16 protein-coding genes and 1 tRNA gene are annotated in these 19,898 nt (G+C 46.5%); 9 read left to right on the forward strand and 8 right to left on the reverse strand.

All coding sequences use genetic code 11. From position 1 onward, the window contains the following. The 6 genes from C234_RS0114910 to ilvD all read right to left on the reverse strand — a co-directional run bounded on the left by C234_RS0114910 (position 1) and on the right by ilvD (position 9,062). Positions 1-2,244 carry an aconitate hydratase gene (locus C234_RS0114910; RefSeq protein ID WP_027326414.1) on the reverse strand — a complete coding sequence of 748 codons (2,244 nt, stop codon included), beginning with the start codon at positions 2,242-2,244 and terminating at the stop codon, positions 1-3. A 673-nt stretch (positions 2,245-2,917) separates the two neighbouring features. Next, entirely contained in the window at positions 2,918-3,964 is a 1,047-nt protein-coding gene (gene ilvC, locus C234_RS0114920; RefSeq protein ID WP_027326416.1) for a ketol-acid reductoisomerase, read from the reverse strand. 26 nt (positions 3,965-3,990) lie between these two features. Continuing rightward, entirely contained in the window at positions 3,991-4,740 is a 750-nt protein-coding gene (locus C234_RS0114925) for an acyl-[acyl-carrier-protein] thioesterase (protein WP_027326417.1), read from the reverse strand. A gap of 120 nt (positions 4,741-4,860) precedes the next feature. Next, positions 4,861-5,421, reverse strand: a complete 561-nt coding sequence (gene ilvN / locus C234_RS0114930) for an acetolactate synthase small subunit (RefSeq protein ID WP_021647313.1) — start codon at positions 5,419-5,421, stop codon at positions 4,861-4,863. A gap of 27 nt (positions 5,422-5,448) precedes the next feature. Next, positions 5,449-7,143 carry a biosynthetic-type acetolactate synthase large subunit gene (ilvB, locus tag C234_RS0114935; RefSeq protein ID WP_027326418.1) on the reverse strand — a complete coding sequence of 565 codons (1,695 nt, stop codon included), beginning with the start codon at positions 7,141-7,143 and terminating at the stop codon, positions 5,449-5,451. 116 nt (positions 7,144-7,259) lie between these two features. Beyond that, the gene (gene ilvD, locus C234_RS0114940) at positions 7,260-9,062 is read right to left on the reverse strand and encodes a dihydroxy-acid dehydratase (protein WP_027326419.1); all 1,803 of its coding nucleotides are present in this window, start codon (positions 9,060-9,062) and stop codon (positions 7,260-7,262) included. 479 nt (positions 9,063-9,541) lie between these two features. On the opposite strand from ilvD, the gene C234_RS0114945 reads away from it, so the two are divergent. After that, positions 9,542-10,150 (forward strand): FKBP-type peptidyl-prolyl cis-trans isomerase, encoded by a 609-nt coding sequence (locus tag C234_RS0114945; protein ID WP_027326420.1) that lies wholly within the window; start codon positions 9,542-9,544, stop codon positions 10,148-10,150. Between the two features lie 183 nt (positions 10,151-10,333). Here C234_RS0114945 and C234_RS0114950 read toward each other — a convergent pair whose 3' ends face one another. Then, a complete protein-coding gene (locus C234_RS0114950; RefSeq protein ID WP_027326421.1) occupies positions 10,334-11,614 on the reverse strand; it encodes an L-cysteine desulfidase family protein in 1,281 nt (426 codons plus the stop codon). A gap of 420 nt (positions 11,615-12,034) precedes the next feature. Between C234_RS0114950 and C234_RS0114955 the strand changes: the two genes are divergently transcribed. Continuing rightward, positions 12,035-12,691, forward strand: coding sequence for a nucleotidyl cyclase domain-containing protein (locus C234_RS0114955; RefSeq protein ID WP_027326422.1), 657 nt, complete (start codon positions 12,035-12,037; stop codon positions 12,689-12,691). Then, positions 12,679-13,437, forward strand: coding sequence for a DUF3307 domain-containing protein (locus C234_RS0114960; protein WP_051290288.1), 759 nt, complete (start codon positions 12,679-12,681; stop codon positions 13,435-13,437). Before C234_RS0114955 ends, C234_RS0114960 begins: the two co-directional genes overlap by 13 nt. An 86-nt stretch (positions 13,438-13,523) precedes the next feature. Here the strand turns inward: C234_RS0114960 and C234_RS0114965 are convergent. Continuing rightward, positions 13,524-13,596 (reverse strand) — tRNA-Arg (locus C234_RS0114965). 221 nt (positions 13,597-13,817) lie between these two features. Between C234_RS0114965 and asnA the strand changes: the two genes are divergently transcribed. The 6 genes from asnA (at position 13,818) to pyrF (ending at position 19,880) form a co-directional block, all read left to right on the forward strand. After that, the gene (gene asnA / locus C234_RS0114970) at positions 13,818-14,855 is read left to right on the forward strand and encodes an aspartate--ammonia ligase (RefSeq protein WP_027326424.1); all 1,038 of its coding nucleotides are present in this window, start codon (positions 13,818-13,820) and stop codon (positions 14,853-14,855) included. Positions 14,856-14,857: 2 nt separating this feature from the next. Continuing rightward, positions 14,858-15,520, forward strand: coding sequence for a uracil-DNA glycosylase (gene ung / locus C234_RS0114975; RefSeq protein ID WP_027326425.1), 663 nt, complete (start codon positions 14,858-14,860; stop codon positions 15,518-15,520). A gap of 225 nt (positions 15,521-15,745) precedes the next feature. Beyond that, on the forward strand, positions 15,746-16,912 hold the full coding sequence (locus C234_RS0114980) for an AIR synthase-related protein (RefSeq protein WP_027326426.1): 1,167 nt from the start codon (positions 15,746-15,748) through the stop codon (positions 16,910-16,912). Between the two features lie 14 nt (positions 16,913-16,926). Next, on the forward strand, positions 16,927-17,901 hold the full coding sequence (locus C234_RS0114985) for a hypothetical protein (protein WP_027326427.1): 975 nt from the start codon (positions 16,927-16,929) through the stop codon (positions 17,899-17,901). 23 nt (positions 17,902-17,924) lie between these two features. Beyond that, positions 17,925-19,034, forward strand: a complete 1,110-nt coding sequence (prfA, locus tag C234_RS0114990) for a peptide chain release factor 1 (protein WP_027326428.1) — start codon at positions 17,925-17,927, stop codon at positions 19,032-19,034. Between the two features lie 18 nt (positions 19,035-19,052). Next, the gene (pyrF, locus tag C234_RS0114995) at positions 19,053-19,880 is read left to right on the forward strand and encodes an orotidine-5'-phosphate decarboxylase (protein ID WP_027326429.1); all 828 of its coding nucleotides are present in this window, start codon (positions 19,053-19,055) and stop codon (positions 19,878-19,880) included. Positions 19,881-19,898 lie beyond the last annotated feature (18 nt).

Below are 19,898 nucleotides of genomic sequence, written 5' to 3' on the forward strand. Positions count from 1 at the left end.
TTATCTTGCATTTAAAGCAGATCCGGCACGGAACCAGACTATCTGCTGTTCGTTATACGTATGTTGTGCCTCAAAGCTCTCCGTACTTCCATCTGCGTGGTGAAGAACCACCTTTACATTCCGTCCGGGTTCAAAGTTTCTCAAGCCTTCTATAGAGATAAGATCGCGTTCCTGAATTTTATTATAATCCGATTTATCGGTAAACGTAAGCGCCAACATTCCCTGCTTCTTTAAATTCGTCTCATGAATACGGGCAAAACTCTTTGCCAATATGACGCGCACATTCAAGAAGCGCGGCTCCATGGCAGCATGCTCTCTGCTCGACCCCTCTCCATAGTTTTCTTCTGCCACCACTATAGAGGGCAAACCTGCCGCTTTGTATTCTTTGGCAACTCCGGAAACAGACCCATAGCTGTTTTTCAGTCGATTCCACACACAATTCGTTTCACCGTTGAAAGCATTGACCGCCCCCATCAGCATATTATCGGAGATATTCTCCAAATGCCCGCGAAAACGAAGCCACGGACCCGCCATAGAAATATGATCCGTAGTGCACTTACCCTGTACTTTAATTAACAAAGGCATATGGAGCAAGTCTTTCCCATCCCATGCGGAAAAAGGAGCCAACAATTGCAACCGTTGCGAATCGGGATTTACAGAGATTTCACTCCGCACGCCACTCGGAGCAATGTATCCGTCATCTCCCGAAGCGAAACCTTTCAAAGGAAGTTCTTCACCCGATGGCTCAGCCAGTTTTACCTCTACACCGTCTTTATTCACCAACGAATCTTTTAACGGATTAAAGCAAAGATCGCCGGCAATAGTCAGCGCCATCGTCAGTTCCGGCGAGGCAACAAACGCATGCGTATTGGGATTGCCGTCCGCACGCTTGGCAAAATTACGGTTGAAAGACGTAACAATTGAATTCTTCCGTTCCGGATCATCGGTATGTCTTTTCCACTGTCCGATACAAGGGCCACAGGCATTTGCCATAATAATCGCCCCTATCTGTTTAAAAGCATCTATCATACCGTCTCTATCGGCTGTTGCGCGAATTTGTTCCGAACCCGGATTAATGATTAGCTGCGAAGCGACCTCCAGCTTCTTTTCAGCCACCTGACGCGCCAAAGAAGCGGCACGGCTCAAATCTTGATAGGAAGAATTGGTGCACGACCCGATCAGTCCGACTTCCATTTTACGCGGATAGCCGTTTGCCAATACCTTCGCGGCAAATTCGGAGATAGGCGTAGCGGCATCGGGCGTAAAAGGTCCGTTGATGTAAGGCTCCAACTCCGACAGATTAATTTCAATCACCCTGTCGTAATATTTTTCCGGTTGCGCCGTCACTTCTTCGTCGGCGCAAAGGTCTCCGGCTACCGCCGCTGCCCAATCGGCCACCGGTTCTCTTCCGGTAGCTTTCAGATAAGCAGCCATCCGTTCATCATAAGGGAATAAGGAGGTAGTGGCTCCAACCTCTGCCCCCATGTTGCAAATCGTCGCTTTTCCGGTAGCGGAAAGAGCCGCGGTACCCGGTCCGAAATATTCGATAATGGCATTTGTACCTCCCTTCACCGTGAGAATACCCGCCAATTTTAATATTACATCTTTAGGAGATGCCCATCCGCTCAAAGTGCCCGTGAGACGAACCCCGATGATACGCGGCATTTTGAGCTCCCACTCCATACCGGTCATCACATCCACCGCATCTGCTCCGCCTACTCCGATGGCGACCATTCCCAACCCGCCGGCATTAGGAGTATGGGAGTCTGTACCCACCATCATTCCTCCGGGAAACGCATAATTCTCGAGCACTACCTGATGAATAATGCCTGCGCCGGGTTTCCAGAAACCGATATCGTATCGGGAAGAAACGTCGCGAAGGAAGTCGTACACCTCTTCGTTTGTCCGGGTAGCCGTAGAGATATCTTCTCTGGCCCCCTTATACGCCTGTATCAGATGATCGCAGTGCACGGTGGAGGGAACGGCTACTTTCTCTTTTCCCGCATTCATGAATTGCAGCAAAGCCATCTGCGCCGTTGCGTCCTGCATAGCCACACGATCAGGACGGAAGTTCACGTAATCTTTTCCCCGACAAAAGTTTTCCAATTGTTTTTCATCATACAGATGAACGTACAGAATTTTTTCAGCCAGTGTTAAAGGTCGTCGCAATACAGTTCTCACCCGCTCTATCTTACTTTGATAAGTATTGTAGAACGCCTCTAACATGTTTAAATCATAGATCATAATCGTATTACATTTTAAGTATAACTAACTATTAGACAAACGAACGAAAAGCTTTGAATGTTTAACAAATCAAAATGTTTATTCCGGAGCAAAAGAAGATTTATTGGCTTTCCGCCATGAACAGCAGGCATCCGGGAAGTTGCCATCGGTCCTATCGACGGCTGATGGAGTTTATCGAACAGGCAGGTCAGATGAAAGATGGAGCGATCGGGCATGCTTCTCCTCGCCACCCCGAAATAATGTCCGTTCCCCCTTTTTTGAGTAGACATAAGTCGCGGAAAAAACAGAGCCTCCGACGCAAGCAAACAGAGCCTCTAACACAAACAAACAGAGCCTCTGATCTGTCCGATCAGAGGCTCTGTTTGTTTCTTAGGCACACGGTCTTTCGTCTACACAAGGCTCTTATAAGCATACTTTCGTGAAAAGCTCCGACAATACAATCGGTTATAAGGTCCGTTTTCTCATCAACCTTAAACCATGTATATCGATTCATATAGACATGGTACACCGCAATGTGAGCCCCACTTCGCCATTAGCCTTAAACTTTGCCGAATGGGTAACGAGAGCGGATTGTTCCCCAAGCATCTCGGTTATTCCCCGCCAACGCATCGGGTATCCGTCGCCAATATAACGGTCAAAAAACGTTATCGTACAAGTATGCCTATTCCCCGAATCAGTTATTCTCGGGACGAAGTTTGCGAACGGTGACAGCCGTCTGCCACATCTCGCTTTCTCTCAGTTGGCGCAGCTCTTCGTTCAACTTGCTGCGATAATCGGGTTGCGAATTGCTGTCGATAGAGATTTGCGCTTCGTTGCCGCTCTTCACGCTTTCGTACAATCTCTGCATCACAGGCTTGATAGCGTCGTGAAACGGTCCCATCCAGTCGAGCGCTCCCCGTTGTGCGGTAGTGGAGCAGTTGGCATACATCCAGTCCATGCCATTCTTTGCGAACAGCGGCATCAGCGACTGGGTCAGCTCTTCCACTGTTTCGTTGAAAGCTTCGGAAGGAGTATGTCCGTTTTCACGAAGAACTTCATACTGAGCCAACAGAAGTCCTTGAATAGCCCCCATCAATGAGCCTCTCTCACCCGTCAGATCAGAGTACACTTCGCGTTTGAACGTCGTTTCGAACAGATAGCCCGAGCCTACGCCGATACCCAAAGCTATCACGCGGTCGTATGCGCGTCCCGTGGCGTCTTGGAAGATAGCGTAAGAAGAGTTCAGCCCCCGCCCTTCGAGAAACATCGTACGCAATGATGTGCCCGAACCTTTGGGGGCAACCAGAATCACATCCACATCCGCAGGAGGAACAATTCCGGTACGTTCCTTGTAAGTAATACCGAAGCCATGAGAGAAGTATAAAGCTTTGCCTGCCGTCAGATGTTTCTTCACCGTAGGCCATACTTCAATCTGGGCGGCGTCTGAAAGCAGATACTGAATGATTGTACCGCGCCGGCAAGCTTCTTCGATATCAAACAACGTTTCTCCGGGCACCCAGCCGTCGGCTACGGCTTTTTCCCAAGTCTTGCCTCCCTTGCGCTGCCCTACAATCACATTGAAGCCGTTATCACGCAAGTTGAGCGACTGTCCCGGCCCCTGCACTCCATACCCAATTACGGCTATCGTCTCATTCTTCAACACCTCCCGCGCCTTTTCCAAAGGAAACTCCTCGCGGGTTACTACGTTCTCCATCACTCCTCCAAAATTCATTTGTGCCATTTTCTTTTCAATTTTCCGTTATTATTTTATTTATCTGCAAATATCACTTTCGAACGGCAAAGAACCTCTTCACCGTTCTTTCTTACCTCAATATGGTATTCATCTTCCGAAGCCTCATCGCAGAAGAACGAAAGCTTGTCTCCGTAATACCCTTCGGCAACATACGCCATCTCAAAGCGGCGGATGCGTTTCTCCCGGTAAAGCTCGATCGGGAACAAGTCCAGAATGTGCTCAATGTAGCGAATGCTGTTCACATGTCCGTTGATATCGATGTCGCTATATTTCGCTGTCAACACTGCCTGCGGCTCTTTGGCAGCAACCTTAATGCGCGAAGGCTTCTCTATCGGACAAGGCTCATCGCATACATAATCCATGATGCTCCCCTCATGAAGAGTCAGCAAATCGGCCGGTTTACGCGTATTCAAGCTAATCATCGCCCACACGGAACGCGCGTATCCTATTTTCCTGCCTTCTTTATCGACAATGGCAAAATTGCGGTCGGTAAACAAGCGGTAGACGTTTTCCACCCACGTTTGGATAGAGAAATCTTCGTATTGGCAGGGCATCTCATCCAACTCTATAGCCAAACGCGAAAGCACCCAGGTATAATTCTCTTCGTTCAGTGTGGCGATTCCGAATCCGCGTTCGGTGGCATGAAAGCCGGCGCAATTAAGCAAGTGATTTCCCAGCACTCCCATAGTCAGCTCTCCGTTAAAGTCGACATGAAAAGGTTCGGCTACAAAATGATAACTCCCAATTTTATTCTCTCGATTCATTTTATTTCAATTAATATTTAAAAACTGCTTCAATATTCTTCCTATGCAAAGCCTGTGTTATTAAAAAACTGGCTTTTCTTGATCAAACAAAGAGGTCCACTGAGAAAAATCCTCTCCTTTCTAAGAACAGGCAACCGGAAACTGCCTTCTGGCTTCCCGCGCCTCCAAAAACTCGTTTACCCGTTCGAAACAGCTTGTCGTGATAGCCACACGGCCGGAACGTACGAACTGCAAGACGCAATTCAACTCTTTCAACTCCTCATAAAGAGCCGTTATATCTTCACTCTTTCCGTTCTTTTCCACAACGGAAAACGTCGGGTTCACCTCCACAATGCGCGCATTGTATTGCCTGATAACTTTCGACGCCTCCGGATTCTCCTGAAAAGCAGGAGTAGCTACCTTATATAACGCTATCTCGTGCGAATAAATTTCATCCTCCGTAAAAAAGTGGGCCTGAATGACATCGATCTTCTTTTCAATCTGCTTCGCCACTTTTTCAATCGTATCTTTATCGGTCCAAGCCGTAATGGTATATTTGTGTACTCCTTTAATAGACGAGGCCGAAACATTCAGACTCTCTATATTGATTTGGCGACGGGTAAACACCGCAGTCACCTGATTCAGCAATCCGGCAAAATTCTCGGAATGAACAATAATGGTATATAATGTTTTCTCATTCATAACTCACTCATTTATCGATTCACATGCTTAACACTCCAGCAACATCTGGTTCACCGAACCTCCCGGAGGAGTCATCGGCATAACATTTCCCTCCTCCTGCACGCAAGCTTCAAGCAAAAACGGTCCATCTGTTGCCAGCATTTCGTCCACTGCCGCTTTCAGTTCTTCACGTGCAAACACTCTTCTGGAAGGAATGCCGTAAGCTTCCGCTATCTTCATATAATCCGGATTCTGCATCGGGGTAAAAGAATACCGCCCGTTGAAAAACATAGCCTGCCATTGGCGCACATTTCCCAAAAAGTTATTGTTCATGCAAATAATCTTCACGGGAGCTTGCTGTTCCATAATCGTACCCAGCTCTTGAATATTCATCTGAAGTCCGCCGTCGCCCATAAACGCGCACACTGTCCGATCGGGACGTCCGAAGGTTGCCCCGATGGCTGCGGGAAGACTGAAGCCCATCGTTCCCAATCCGCCCGAAGTAACGATGCTGCGTTCTTGAGTATATTTAAAATAGCGGGCGGCCATCATCTGATTCTGTCCGACATCGGTCACCAACACTGCCCGATGGAGTGTCGCCTCGCTGACAGCCCGCACCACTTCTCCCATACTCAGCTCCTCCGAAGCCGGATACAGTTCGGGGCGAATCACCCTTTCTTCTTCCACCTGCTCATATTCCCCGAAACTATCGATCCATTCGGCGTGTTTTTTTTTCTTCAAAAGACGGGCAACCGCCGGTAAAGTTTCTCTGCAATCTCCCAAGACAGCCACATCCGCCCGTACATTCTTATTGATTTCTCCCGGATCGATATCGAAATGAATCACTTTCGCCTGTTTGGCATAAGTCGCCACATTACCCGTCACCCGATCATCGAAACGCATCCCGACAGCAATCAGTACGTCGCACTTATTGGTATTCATATTCGGTCCCAGATTACCGTGCATCCCCAACATTCCCTTATTAAGAGGATGCTCCGTGGGCAAGACAGAGAGTCCGTGCAATGTACAGCCGGCAGGGAGGTCGGCTTTTTCAATAAAAGCAATAAGTTCTTTTTGGGCGTTTGCGAGTTCCACGCCCTGACCGACCAACACAAACGGACGTTCGGCAGCGTTTATCAGCTCAGCGGCCTCTTTTACAGACGCTTCATCCGTATCGGGCACGGGTACATAGCTGCGTACAAAGTCAATTGCAACCGGCTCGTAATGAATCTTCTCCACCTGCGCATTCTTCGCGAAGTCGAGAACCACCGGACCGGGACGACCGGAACGAGCGATATAAAAAGCGCGCGCCACCGCCCATGCCACGTCTTCTGCCCGGCGAATCTGATAGCTCCATTTACTGATGGGCTGAGTAATGCCTACCAAGTCTACTTCCTGAAAAGCGTCCGTTCCCAAAAAGCCTGTCCCCACCTGACCTGCAATCACAACGAGAGGACAACTGTCTATCATGGCATCCGCAATACCTGTAATCGTATTGGTAGCGCCGGGGCCACTGGTTACCAGACACACTCCTACCTTGCCTGATACACGGGCATATCCTTGAGCCGCATGAGCAGCTCCTTGTTCATGACGAACCAAAATATGGTTCAACGCATGTCGAAAGTCGAACAAAGCATCGAAGGTAGGCATGATAGAGCCTCCCGGATAACCGAAAACAGTAGTTACCCCCTGATGCTCCAAAGAGCGCATCATCGCTTCCGCTCCTGTTATAAAGTCTTTCATAAGTACATTCCGAATTAATAATTAAGGTATGGAAACCGGTTCAATTTCTATAAGAAAACCAACAGCCACGCATTCTTTATATACAATTGAAACAGCTTCTTATCTAACTCTATTCACTAATCAATCAGTCTCACCGCTCCTTTATCAGCCGAACTCACCATAGCGGCATAGGCTTTTAGGCTCTTCGGCACATTCCTGTCACGAGTGACCGGAGTCATCGGACGAGCAGCCAATTCTTCCTCTGTAAGCCTTACGTTAATCTTCCGGTTTGGAATATCAATGTCAATCACATCGCCATCCACTATCTTTCCTATATTTCCCCCGGCAGCGGCCTCAGGCGAAATATGCCCGATGCTCAGACCGGAAGTCCCGCCGCTAAAACGTCCGTCGGTAATTAAAGCGCACTCTTTGCCTAAATGACGAGACTTAATATAAGAGGTAGGATAAAGCATCTCCTGCATACCCGGCCCTCCCTTCGGACCTTCGTGTGCAATCACGACTACATCGCCGCTCACCACCTTACCCGAAAGGATGCCTTCACAAGCCGCCTCCTGCGAATCGAACACTTTGGCGGGACCTGTAAACCGCCATATACTCTCATCAACTCCGGCAGTTTTCACCACACATCCATCCTGCGCAATGTTTCCTTTCAATATAGCCAATCCGCCATCCTTGCTGTAAGCATGGGCTATATCTCGGATACATCCGTTAGCACGATCCGTATCCAACTCGTCGTAATAAGCGTTTTGTGAGCCGAGTATCAGATTAAATGTTTTTCCGGGGGCACTCGCATACTTTATCAATGCCTTCTGACAGACTTTCGGATTCGTCACAGCATAAGCATCAATGGCTTCTGATAATGAAAGCCCGTCTACCCGCCTTACGGAGGTATCGACCAAACCGCCTTTTGCCAATTCATTCATAATGGAAAGAACACCTCCCGCACGGTTTACATCCTGAATATGATATTTCTGCGAGTTAGGAGCTACTTTACACAAGCAAGGAGTCTTGCGGGAAAGCAAGTCGATATCGTCCATTTTGAAGTCTACTTCTGCTTCGCGAGCAATCGCCAACAAATGGAGCACGGTATTGGTAGATCCGCCCATTGCGATATCCAGTGTCATCGCATTCAAAAAGGCCTCACGGGTAGCGATACTGCGCGGGAGCACGCTATCATCTCCCTTCTCATAATACTTCATGGCATTTTCGACAATCAGTCGGGCGGCATCTTTAAACAACTCTTTACGATTTAGGTGCGTAGCTACAATGGTTCCATTGCCGGGGAGCGCCAAACCGATCGCTTCATTCAGACAATTCATGGAGTTGGCCGTAAACATACCCGAACAAGATCCGCATGTGGGACAAGCATGTTGCTCGATACCTTTCACTTGTTCATCAGTCACATTCTCATCAGCCGACCGCACCATGGCATCCACCAGATCCAGTTGTTTTCCGTTCCATTCGCCTGCCTCCATCGGTCCGCCCGATACAAAAACTGTAGGAATGTTCAAACGCATGGCAGCCATCAGCATACCCGGAGTAATCTTATCGCAGTTGCTGATGCACACCATGGCATCCGCTTTATGCGCATTAACCATATATTCCACGCTATCGGCTATGATATCTCGCGAAGGAAGGGAATAGAGCATACCGTCGTGCCCCATAGCGATACCGTCGTCGATAGCAATCGTATTAAATTCTGCTGCGAAACATCCCATACTTTCAATCTCAGTTTTCACAAACTGACCTATCTCATGGAGATGCACATGACCGGGCACAAATTGTGTGAATGAATTTACGACAGCTATAATAGGTTTTCCGATCTGCTGCCTTTTCATCCCGTTAGCCGCCCACAATGCGCGTGCTCCTGCCATTCGACGCCCTTGCGTGCTAAACGAACTACGTAACTGCTTTTTCATTTCAAAATATATGTTTAATGAAAAAAGCCTTTCTCACAACTGTGAGAAAGGCTCCTACAACTTATTATGCTCGAGATATGTATACATACAAAAACCTTCCTCACATTCCTGATGAAACCACCACGACGCGAATAATATGCAAAGTTGCAAGGTTAATAGATGTATGTAGCACAATCATTATATATACTTTATTTTCTTGTTTGCAAAGGTAAGGGCTTTTTTATTATTTCCAAACAAATCGACTAAAAAATGAAGATAAAAATATTTATTCGTAAGAATAGATAGAGATTTACAAGTCATTTTATTACTTTAATATAATAGATGAAAGGTTATACGCATACTATGAATCGGTATATTTTCAAAGAAAAGCCCTTAATAATCTGAAATTTATCTTCTGCTTACCGTAGGAAAGCAAATAATTCGTATCTTTGTCGCCCCCGTTTTTGCGGGATTCATTAACTAAGAAATATTAAAATCAGATGGAAACAGCAGAAAACAAGTACATCACCGTTGCATACAGACTATATACAATGGAAGATGGTGAAAAAGAATTGTTCGAAGAAGCAAAAGCCGATCATCCTTTCCAATTTATTTCCGGATTGGGAACAACGCTTGAAGATTTCGAAAATCAGATAACGGTTTTGTCGAAAGGAGATAAGTTCGATTTTACCATTCCTGCCGACAAAGCGTACGGAGAGTATGACGAGCAACATGTCATCGAACTCCCCAAGCACATCTTCGAAGTAGACGGCGCATTCGACAAAGAACGCGTTAAAGAAGGAAACATCGTACCTCTTATGACCGCAGACGGACAGCAGGTAAACGCAAGCGTAGTAGAAATCAAAGAAGACGTAGTGGTAGTAGACCTGAATCACCCTTTGGCAGGAGCCAGCTTGATTTTCGAAGGAGAGGTGATTGAAAACCGTCCTGCCACGAATGAAGAGATTCAGGAACTGGTAAAGATGATGAGCGGCGACGGTTGTGGATGTGGAAGTTGCGGTGATCACGGATGCGGCGATGGCTGCGGATGCGAAGAAAACAGTTGCGGATGCGGAAGCGACTGCGGTTGTGAAGGAAGCTGCCACTAAACCCGTGCTAATCTACTTTTAGATGCGGCCAACAAGTTTATGCGAACAGCCGGATTACCTGTCCGGGTAGCCGAACTTGTAGATAAAACCGGAACTAATTCATTTTAAACCTTACCCAAGTTTACTAACTTTAGCGTATTCTTGGGTAAGTTCGTATGCATGACCGCCCGAGAATGGCGGGTTTTATTTATGCGTCATAATATCCAACACCATCTTATCTGTTTCATTCATTCCTTTCGAACCTATTTGGGTCAAGTTACGAATACTTTGATCCACATCTTCATCAATAATCCCCTCTACAGAAGTGACACAACGGTCTTCCATCGCCATCATTGCCGACAATACAGCTGTAGAAACTCCTGTCGTCACTTTCAAGGCACAACTCGGTTTCGCCCCGTCGCAAATCATTCCCGTTAGGTTTGCAATCATATTTTGAACGGCAAAAGCCACTCGGTCATAATCCCCTCCCATCAACCAGGTTATTCCGCAACTGGATCCCGTAGCTGCCACTACGCAACCGCAAAGAGCTGACAAGCGTCCCAAGCTTTGCTTGATGTAAATAACCGTCAGGTGGCTAAGCACCAAAGCGCGAATCAACTCTTCTTCGGTCTTGCCGTTTTCTTCGGCATAAATCACCACCGGCAACGTAGCAGAGATTCCTTGATTTCCGCTGCCCGAATTGCTCATCACGGGAATCATTGCGCCTGCCATACGCGCGTCGCATGCACCTGAGGTATAAGAAAGAATACGTGAAAACACAGTATCGCCCAGCACTTTACTTCTCTGTGTTCCACAAAGCATTTTACCCAACGAGTGTCCGTAATCGCCCTTGAAAGACTGCTCCGCCGCTGCTTTATTCAAACGAGCCGTATCCAGAATAAAACGAATATCGTCCAACGGAGTGGTCAATGCGAACTCGTACACCTTACGCAGGTTGAGGTCTAGCGTATGCTCGTTGTCTTCTTCCTGAGGCACCTGCTGCACATCAAGTAGCACTTCGCCATCACAAGCCAGATAAACGAACGAAGTATGCCCGCCTGCAATAATGGCAGTGGATTTCCGTCCGTTTGCCTCGCAAATCGCTTCAATATAAAGCTTTTCGGATATGTCTTTTTTCAAAGCGATACGAATGCGTTTCTCATCGATTAAGCGTTTGCCGCGTTCTACCGCTTCAGGCGTGCAGTCTTTCAGCACTTCCAGCTGGTAAGCGGATTTACCGATCAAAGCTCCCAAAGCTACGGCTATGGGAAGCCCGATCATTCCCGTCCCCGGTATTCCCACTCCCATCGCGTTCTTCAGAACATTGGCACTCAAGAATACATTCACCCGTTCAGGCTTACAATCCAATAATTCGGCAGCCTTGGCAACACACAGAGCAACCGCTATCGGTTCGGTACAGCCGATAGCAGGAACCACTTCTTCCTTTATCAGCTCTATAATCTGTTTTCTTTCTGATTCGGTCATAAAGGTTTTGTTTATTCAGCTACAAAAATAGGAAATAATAGATTGATATGTATATTTTCTGCATCTTTATCTTTTTACTTTCAGGGATCAAGAAAGATTTCCCAGCCGATATAACCTCACGGGTGTATATCATTCGATTCAAAATCAGGAGTTAGCAGAAATAACCAAAGACTCTCATAAACCTCACAATACCGGCTCGTCCTCCGGACCTGCATCGGTTTCCAGATCTGCATACCACCAACAAGGGTTTCACCGTTTGCTCACTCAGCCTACAAAGAAGTAAAACAAAAGATTCAACTCCCAAAAGATGAAACAACAAAAATCAACCGAAATAGATTGAAATAGAAAATTCAACCGAAATAAGTTGATAATACGAAGAGTGTTATTATATTTGCTAACAAATCAAGCAAGAAAAAAGCTATGGACATAAAAGGAGTAATTACCGGAGACATTGTAGGTTCCACACATATCGCAACAAAGTGGCGGGAACAGCTATTGAACGATATACACGACACCATCACCGAACTGACGCAGATAGACGCTTCTCTAAGAATAGAATTCTACAGAGGAGACAGTTTTCAGATTGTTTCCGGAAACCCGCAAGAGACTCTCAGAATTGCCATTCTTTTACGAGCTCGCCTTATCAGCAGCACCCCGAAAGGAATGCCATCCTGGGACGCTCGCCTGTCGATAGGCATAGGCGAAGTATCTTTCACCTCAGAACATATCGTCACTTCCGACGGGGAAGCTTTCCGGCTCTCAGGAAGAGGCTTGGACGAAATCGGCAAACAAAGGCTGCAAATAAAAACCAAATGGGAGACAGTAAACGAAGAACTTAAAGTAAACACATCGTTTGCCGACGACATTATTTCCGGCTGGAGTGTCACGCAGTCGAAAGCGGTTTATTACGCATTGCTCAATCGGGCAGCAACACAAAAAGAAATCGGGCAGCAAATCGGGAGTTCATATCAAAATGTAAGCAAACTATTGGTAAATGCCAAAATCTCACTGATAGAAATGTATATAGACCGGTATTCAACACTCATTCAAAAGAAGTTATCAATATGCACACATTAACGCTCATCAAACTGCTATTCGCTCACTTCATTACCGACTTCGCACTTCAGCCCAAAAAGCTGCTTGAAGCAAAGAAAGGAAAAGGGCCTCAAAGACATCTCGCCCTTTTCATCCACAGTCTTCTTCATGCCGCAACGGTTTACATCGTACTCGGGGAATGGACAAACTGGATTGTCCCCACCATCATCCTGCTGAGCCACTGGAGCATCGACTGGTTTAAAGTATGCCGTCCCCAAGAGACTATACACATGTTTCTTTCAGACCAAGCCGCCCACATCACCGTCATCGGCTTTATATGGCTTCTCCTCTTCTCCGGAAACGCAACCTTAAAAGATTGGCTCGAACAAAATTGGAACAACAGAAGTTTTTGGATAATTGTCACTGCATACATATTCATATTGCATCCTACTTCCATTCTATTGGGGCAGTTTATCAAAAGATGGATCCCTCACCCTCCCAAACAAGAAGAACAACAAAGCCCGGAGCTTAAAAAAGACATTGAGGAAAAGAGTCTGCCGCAAGCGGGAAAATGGATAGGCTATTTTGAACGCATACTGATACTGACCTTTATACTGACTCACCATTACGAAGGGATAGGTTTCCTCCTGGCTGCAAAGTCTATTTTCCGGTTCGGAGAATTAAGCAAACCGTCCGAAATAAAAAATACGGAATACGTACTGGTGGGCACGCTTGCCAGTTTCACCATTGCCTGCCTCGTAGGAGTTATAGCGGAAAAGCTGCTTTAAAATACTGTTTACACCACCCCGACTGTAGCAGAAGTATTATAAAGAAAAAGAAAGAGGATATCCTTTTCGGAAACCCTCTTCTCATGTGACCCCGGTGCGATTCAAACGCACGACCTTCAGAACCGGAATCTGACGCTCTATTCACTAAGCTACGGAGCCATTCTTTTTCTAATGCGAGGGCAAAAGTAGAAAAAAACTTCGCATTTTCCTAATGATTTTTTCTTTTTTATACTCCCCAAAACATAAATCTCTCTGTAGCAGTTGATATTTTGAAACGTCTAAAAGGGAATACTTAATCAAATTGACAATCTTTTAGAGAAAACAAAATACATCTATCAATATAATTTCTACCTTTGCCGACAAATAACATTTTAGGATATATGAGTTACTTAATAAAGCCTCAAAACTATAAACCTCTGCTCGATTTAAAACAAACCGAACTGGGAATAAAGAAAATAAAAGAGTTTTTCCAACTCAACCTGTCGTCGGAACTACGCCTTCGCCGTGTCACAGCCCCTCTCTTCGTACTGAAAGGGATGGGAATCAACGATGATTTGAACGGAATAGAGCGACCGGTTTCTTTCCCGATCAAAGATTTGGGAGATGCGAAGGCCGAAGTAGTACACTCGCTGGCCAAATGGAAAAGATTGACTCTGGCCGATTACAACATCGAACCGGGATACGGCATTTATACCGATATGAATGCTATCCGCGCAGATGAGGAGTTGGGAAACCTTCATTCGCTTTATGTCGATCAGTGGGACTGGGAGCGGGTGATAACGGATGAAGACAGAAACATAAATTTTCTGAAAGAGATTGTCAACCGCATCTATGCAGCCATGATCCGCACAGAATATATGGTGTACGAAATGTATCCACAAATCAAACCTTGCCTGCCCCCGAAGCTGCATTTTATTCATGCCGAAGAGTTGTACCGGCTCTACCCGAAGCTGGAGCCGAAGGATAGGGAACATGCCATCTGTCAGAAGTACGGAGCGGTGTTCATCATCGGCATTGGTTGCGAGCTGAGCGACGGGCAAAAACACGACGGACGCGCACCGGACTACGACGACTATACTACAAAGGGGTTGAACGACTTGCCCGGACTAAACGGCGATTTGCTGCTTTGGGACGAAGTGTTGCAACGTTCCATCGAACTTTCATCCATGGGAATCCGTGTGAACAAAGAGGTGTTGCTGCAACAGCTTAAGGAAAAGAACGAAGAAAGCAGGCTCGAACTATACTTCCACAAGCGGCTGATAAACGGAACGCTTCCTCTTTCCATCGGCGGAGGCATCGGACAATCGCGCCTTTGCATGTATTATCTTCGCAAAGCCCACATCGGAGAGATACAAGCCAGCATTTGGCCCGATGAAATGCGCCAAAAATGTGAAGAACTCGACATACATCTTATTTAGCCATGAACGTTCAGATAGAAGAAAGCTGGAAAAAACGCTTACAACCGGAATTTGAGAAAGACTACTTCCGCGCCTTGACGGAATTCGTCAGAAATGAATACACCCAACACCGGATATTTCCACCGGGAAGACTGATATTCAACGCTTTCAACCTTTGCCCGTTCGACCGGGTGAAAGTTGTGATCATCGGGCAAGATCCGTACCACGGACCGGGACAAGCGCACGGTTTGTGCTTCTCGGTGAACGACGGCATTCCCTTTCCCCCTTCACTGGTCAACATTTTCAAAGAAATAAAAGCGGATACGGGCACCGAACCACCCGCTACAGGCAATCTCACCCGATGGGCAGAACAAGGAATACTCTTGCTCAACGCTACACTTACTGTAAGGGCGCACCAAGCCGGCTCTCATCAAAACCGTGGATGGGAAACGTTTACCGATGCCGCCATACGCTCTCTGGCAGAAGAGAAAGAACATTTGGTATTCATCTTATGGGGAGCATACGCGCAACGGAAAGGAGCTTTCATCAACCGGAGCAGACACTTGGTACTCACTTCGGCACATCCGTCTCCGCTTTCCGCCTACAACGGTTTCTTCGGCAACAAGCATTTCAGCCAAACAAACGAATACTTAAAGGCACACGGAGAAAGCGAAATAGTCTGGTAACAGAAACCACCATCTTTCAACAAACTTATGGTAAGATAGCTCCATACCTATACAGAAACAGACATTGCCTGAGTCACATGCCTGCCTGTCAGCCAATTCAAAACTTTTTAAAAGATTCAAAATCAAAAATTCGGTTTGAGAGAACCTCTTCTGCTTTGATTGTTGGCTGATAGAAAAAAAAAGAGTAATTTTGCCGCTGTATACAAAACATCAATTCTATCATTCATGAGCAACCAACGATACATGATGAGAGGCGTCAGCGCATCCAAAGAAGATGTGCACAATGCCATCAAGAACATAGACAAAGGAATCTTCCCGAAAGCTTTTTGTAAAATCATTCCCGATATATTGGGAGGCGATCCCGAATATTGCAACATCATGCATGCCGACGGCGCCGGAACAAAATCGTCGCTGGCATATATGTATTGGAAAGAAACGGGCGACTTGTCCGTATGGAAAGGAATCGCACAAGACGCGCTGATCATGAACATCGACGACTTGCTCTGCGTGGGAGCGGTAGACAATATCCTGGTTTCTTCTACCATCGGGCGCAACAAGTTGCTGATTCCGGGCGAAGTGATTTCCGCCATCATCAACGGAACGGACGAACTTCTGGCCGAACTCCGCGAAATGGGAGTAGGTGTATATGCAACCGGCGGAGAAACCGCCGACGTGGGCGACTTGGTACGCACCATCATTGTCGACTCTACAGTGACCTGCCGCATGAAACGATCGGATGTGATAGACAACGCCAACATCCGGCCGGGCGATGTCATCGTAGGACTGGCCTCTTACGGAAAAGCGACTTACGAGAAAGAATATAACGGAGGTATGGGCAGCAACGGACTGACCAGTGCCCGCCACGATGTATTCGGCAAATATCTTGCGGCGAAGTATCCCGAGAGTTATGACGCCGCCGTGCCCGAAGAGTTGGTATATTCGGGAAAGCTGAATTTGACCGATGCGGTGGAAGACTCTCCGCTGAATGCGGGAAAACTGGTGCTCTCTCCTACCCGCACATACGCGCCCGTAGTGAAGAAACTCCTCGATGCCCTGCGTCCGGAAATACACGGAATGGTGCACTGCTCAGGCGGAGCGCAGACCAAAATCCTGCACTTCGTAGACGAGGTACGCGTGGTGAAAGACAATCTTTTCCCTGTTCCTCCTTTATTCAGAACCATTCAGGAGCAAAGCGGAACAGACTGGTCGGAAATGTACAAAGTATTCAATATGGGGCACCGCCTCGAAGTTTATCTTTCGCCCGAACACGCCGCGGAAGTCATCGCCATTTCCGAGTCTTTCGGCATTCCCGCGCAAATTGTCGGACGAGTGGAGGCAAGCGACCGAAAAGAATTGATCATTCAAAGCGAATTCGGAGAGTTCAGATATTAAAATAAGCCCATAAAATGACCGTAAAAGAAGCTATTCTAAAAAGCCTTGAAGAACTTGAACAAGGAGGAACTTACAAAGAGGTATTCCAACATATCAAGGAAAAAAACTACTGTGATTTCAGCAATGCTCAAACACCGGAACAAACAGTTAGCGCAAGATTGGGTGGCTTTATCAGGCATGGAGATAATCGGGTTAAGAGAGTAAAGAATAGCGATAACACCTATAGCTATTACTTAGCCCAAAACGAGAAAAAAATAAATACTCTTCCAATACTTTCTAATAACAACAAAACAACAGATAAAGTAAAGCATTCCTACAAGGAAAGAGACTTACACCCCTTATTAACTACTTTCCTGAAAAACAACAACATTTACGGAAAAACGATCTTCCATGAGCAATCCAATAAACATGATGAATATCAAAAATGGGTTCATCCAGATATTATAGGAGCCAAATTCACAGAGTTTGGGAATAAAACATGTCAAGACTTTTTCAAGGCAACGAATCACACGAATGCAGTTGAAATATATTCCTATGAAGTAAAGAAAGAACTAACATCGGATTATGAGCTAAAAAAAAGTTTTTTTCAAGCTGTATCAAACTCAAGCTGGGCCAATTATGGTTTTATCGCAGCTTTCGAAATAGGTAGCAACCTATTAGACGAACTGGAACGATTAAATCACTCTTTTGGAATTGGAGTTATTCATATAATGCCCAACCCATTCGAAAGCAAACTATTGTTTCCTGCCAAACACAGATCCTTAGACTTTAAAACAATAGAAAAACTATGTATTATCAATAAAGAATTCAATAAATTCTTCGAGCAACTGGAGAAAATTATTACAGCAGAACCTAAATTTGCAAGAGATGTAAAAAAAGGCATGGAAGATTTATGCGATAATTACTTCAAAAGAGACGAGGATTCAAAAATCTCCTCATACTGTAAAGAAAAAAACATCCCCATCTCGATAGAAGAGGATTTATTATAAATCTCTTAATCTAAAAAACTTTCATGGACAACAATACTATATTAGAAAAGCTCGACGGACTTGTAGCCCGTTTCGAAGAGATTTCCACATTAATCACCGACCCGGCAGTGATTGCCGACCAGAAACGCTACGTCAAACTGACCAAAGAGTACAAAGAGCTGGACGACTTGATGAAAGCCCGTAAGGAATACATCCAGTTGCTGGGCAACATCGAAGAAGCCAAAAACATCCTTTCCAACGAATCGGACGCGGACATGCGCGAGATGGCGAAAGAAGAGATGGACAGCAGTCAGGAGCGACTTCCTTTACTGGAAGAAGAAATAAAGCTGATGCTCGTACCCGCCGATCCGCAAGACGGGAAGAATGCCATTCTCGAGATACGGGGAGGCGCAGGCGGCGACGAAGCAGCTATCTTCGCCGGAGACCTTTTCCGTATGTATGCCAAATATTGCGAAACCAAAGGGTGGAAACTTGAAGTGTCGAGCGCCAACGAGGGCACATCCGGAGGATACAAGGAGATTGTTTGCAGCATAACGGGCGAGAACGTTTACGGAACGCTGAAATACGAGTCGGGCGTGCACCGCGTACAGCGTGTTCCCGCTACTGAAACACAGGGACGTGTACATACGTCGGCAGCATCGGTAGCCGTGCTGCCCGAAGCGGAAGAGTTCGACGTGGTGATCAACGAAGGAGAAATCAAATGGGATACGTTCCGAAGCGGCGGCGCCGGCGGACAGAACGTAAACAAAGTAGAGTCGGGCGTACGTCTGCGTTACGTTTGGAAGAATCCCAACACGGGAGTTTCCGAAGAAATCCTCATCGAATGTACCGAAACCCGCGACCAGCCGAAGAACAAGGAACGCGCCTTGGCCCGTCTCCGCACGTTCATCTACGACAAAGAGCACCAGAAATACATCGATGATATCGCTTCCAAGCGCAAAACGATGGTTTCCACCGGCGACCGTTCGGCAAAGATACGCACTTACAACTATCCGCAGGGGCGCATCACCGACCATCGCATCAATTATACCATATATAATCTTTCGGCTTTCATGGACGGAGACATCCAAGACTGCATCGATCACCTGATTGTGGCTGAGAATGCGGAAAGACTGAAAGAAAGCGAACTTTAAAAAAATAGCAATATTATCATGAACAAGCAGCAGTTATTCGAAAACATCAAACGCAAGAAGTCATTTCTTTGCGTGGGACTGGACACCGATATCAAGAAAATCCCCGGACACTTGCTCAAAGAGGACGACCCGATATTCGCTTTCAACAAAGCCATTATCGACGCAACGGCCGATTTGTGCATCGCCTACAAGCCCAATCTGGCTTTTTACGAAAGCATGGGGGTAAAAGGATGGGTTGCTTTCGAAAAGACCGTTCAATACATAAAGAAAAATTATCCGGACCAGTTCATTATCGCAGACGCCAAACGCGGTGATATCGGCAACACTTCGGCGATGTATGCCCGTACATTCTTCGACGAGCTGGATATCGACTCGGTGACCGTAGCCCCGTACATGGGAGAAGACAGCGTAACTCCTTTTCTTTCGTACAAAGGCAAATGGGTGATTCTATTGGCGCTTACTTCAAACAAAGGCTCTCACGATTTTCAGCTGACGGAAGACGCAAACGGCGAACGCCTGTTCGAGAAAGTGTTGCGTAAATCGCAGGCATGGGGCGGAGACGACAGCATGATGTATGTAGTAGGAGCTACGCAGGGACGGGCTTTCGAAGACATTCGCCGGATTGTTCCCAATCATTTCCTGCTTGTTCCCGGCGTAGGTGCGCAAGGCGGATCTCTCGAAGAGGTATGCAAATACGGGATGAACGGCACTTGCGGATTGATTGTAAACTCTTCACGCGGCATCATTTATGCCGACAATGGCGAGAAGTTCGCCGAAGCCGCCCGTATCGCCGCTCAGGAAGTACAGAAGCAGATGGAAGAACAATTGAAAGCGATAATCAAATGATTCGTGACGAGGATGTTG

The sequence above is a fragment of the Bacteroides pyogenes DSM 20611 = JCM 6294 genome, from assembly GCF_000428105.1.
Classification (GTDB): Bacteria; Bacteroidota; Bacteroidia; order Bacteroidales; family Bacteroidaceae; genus Bacteroides; species Bacteroides pyogenes.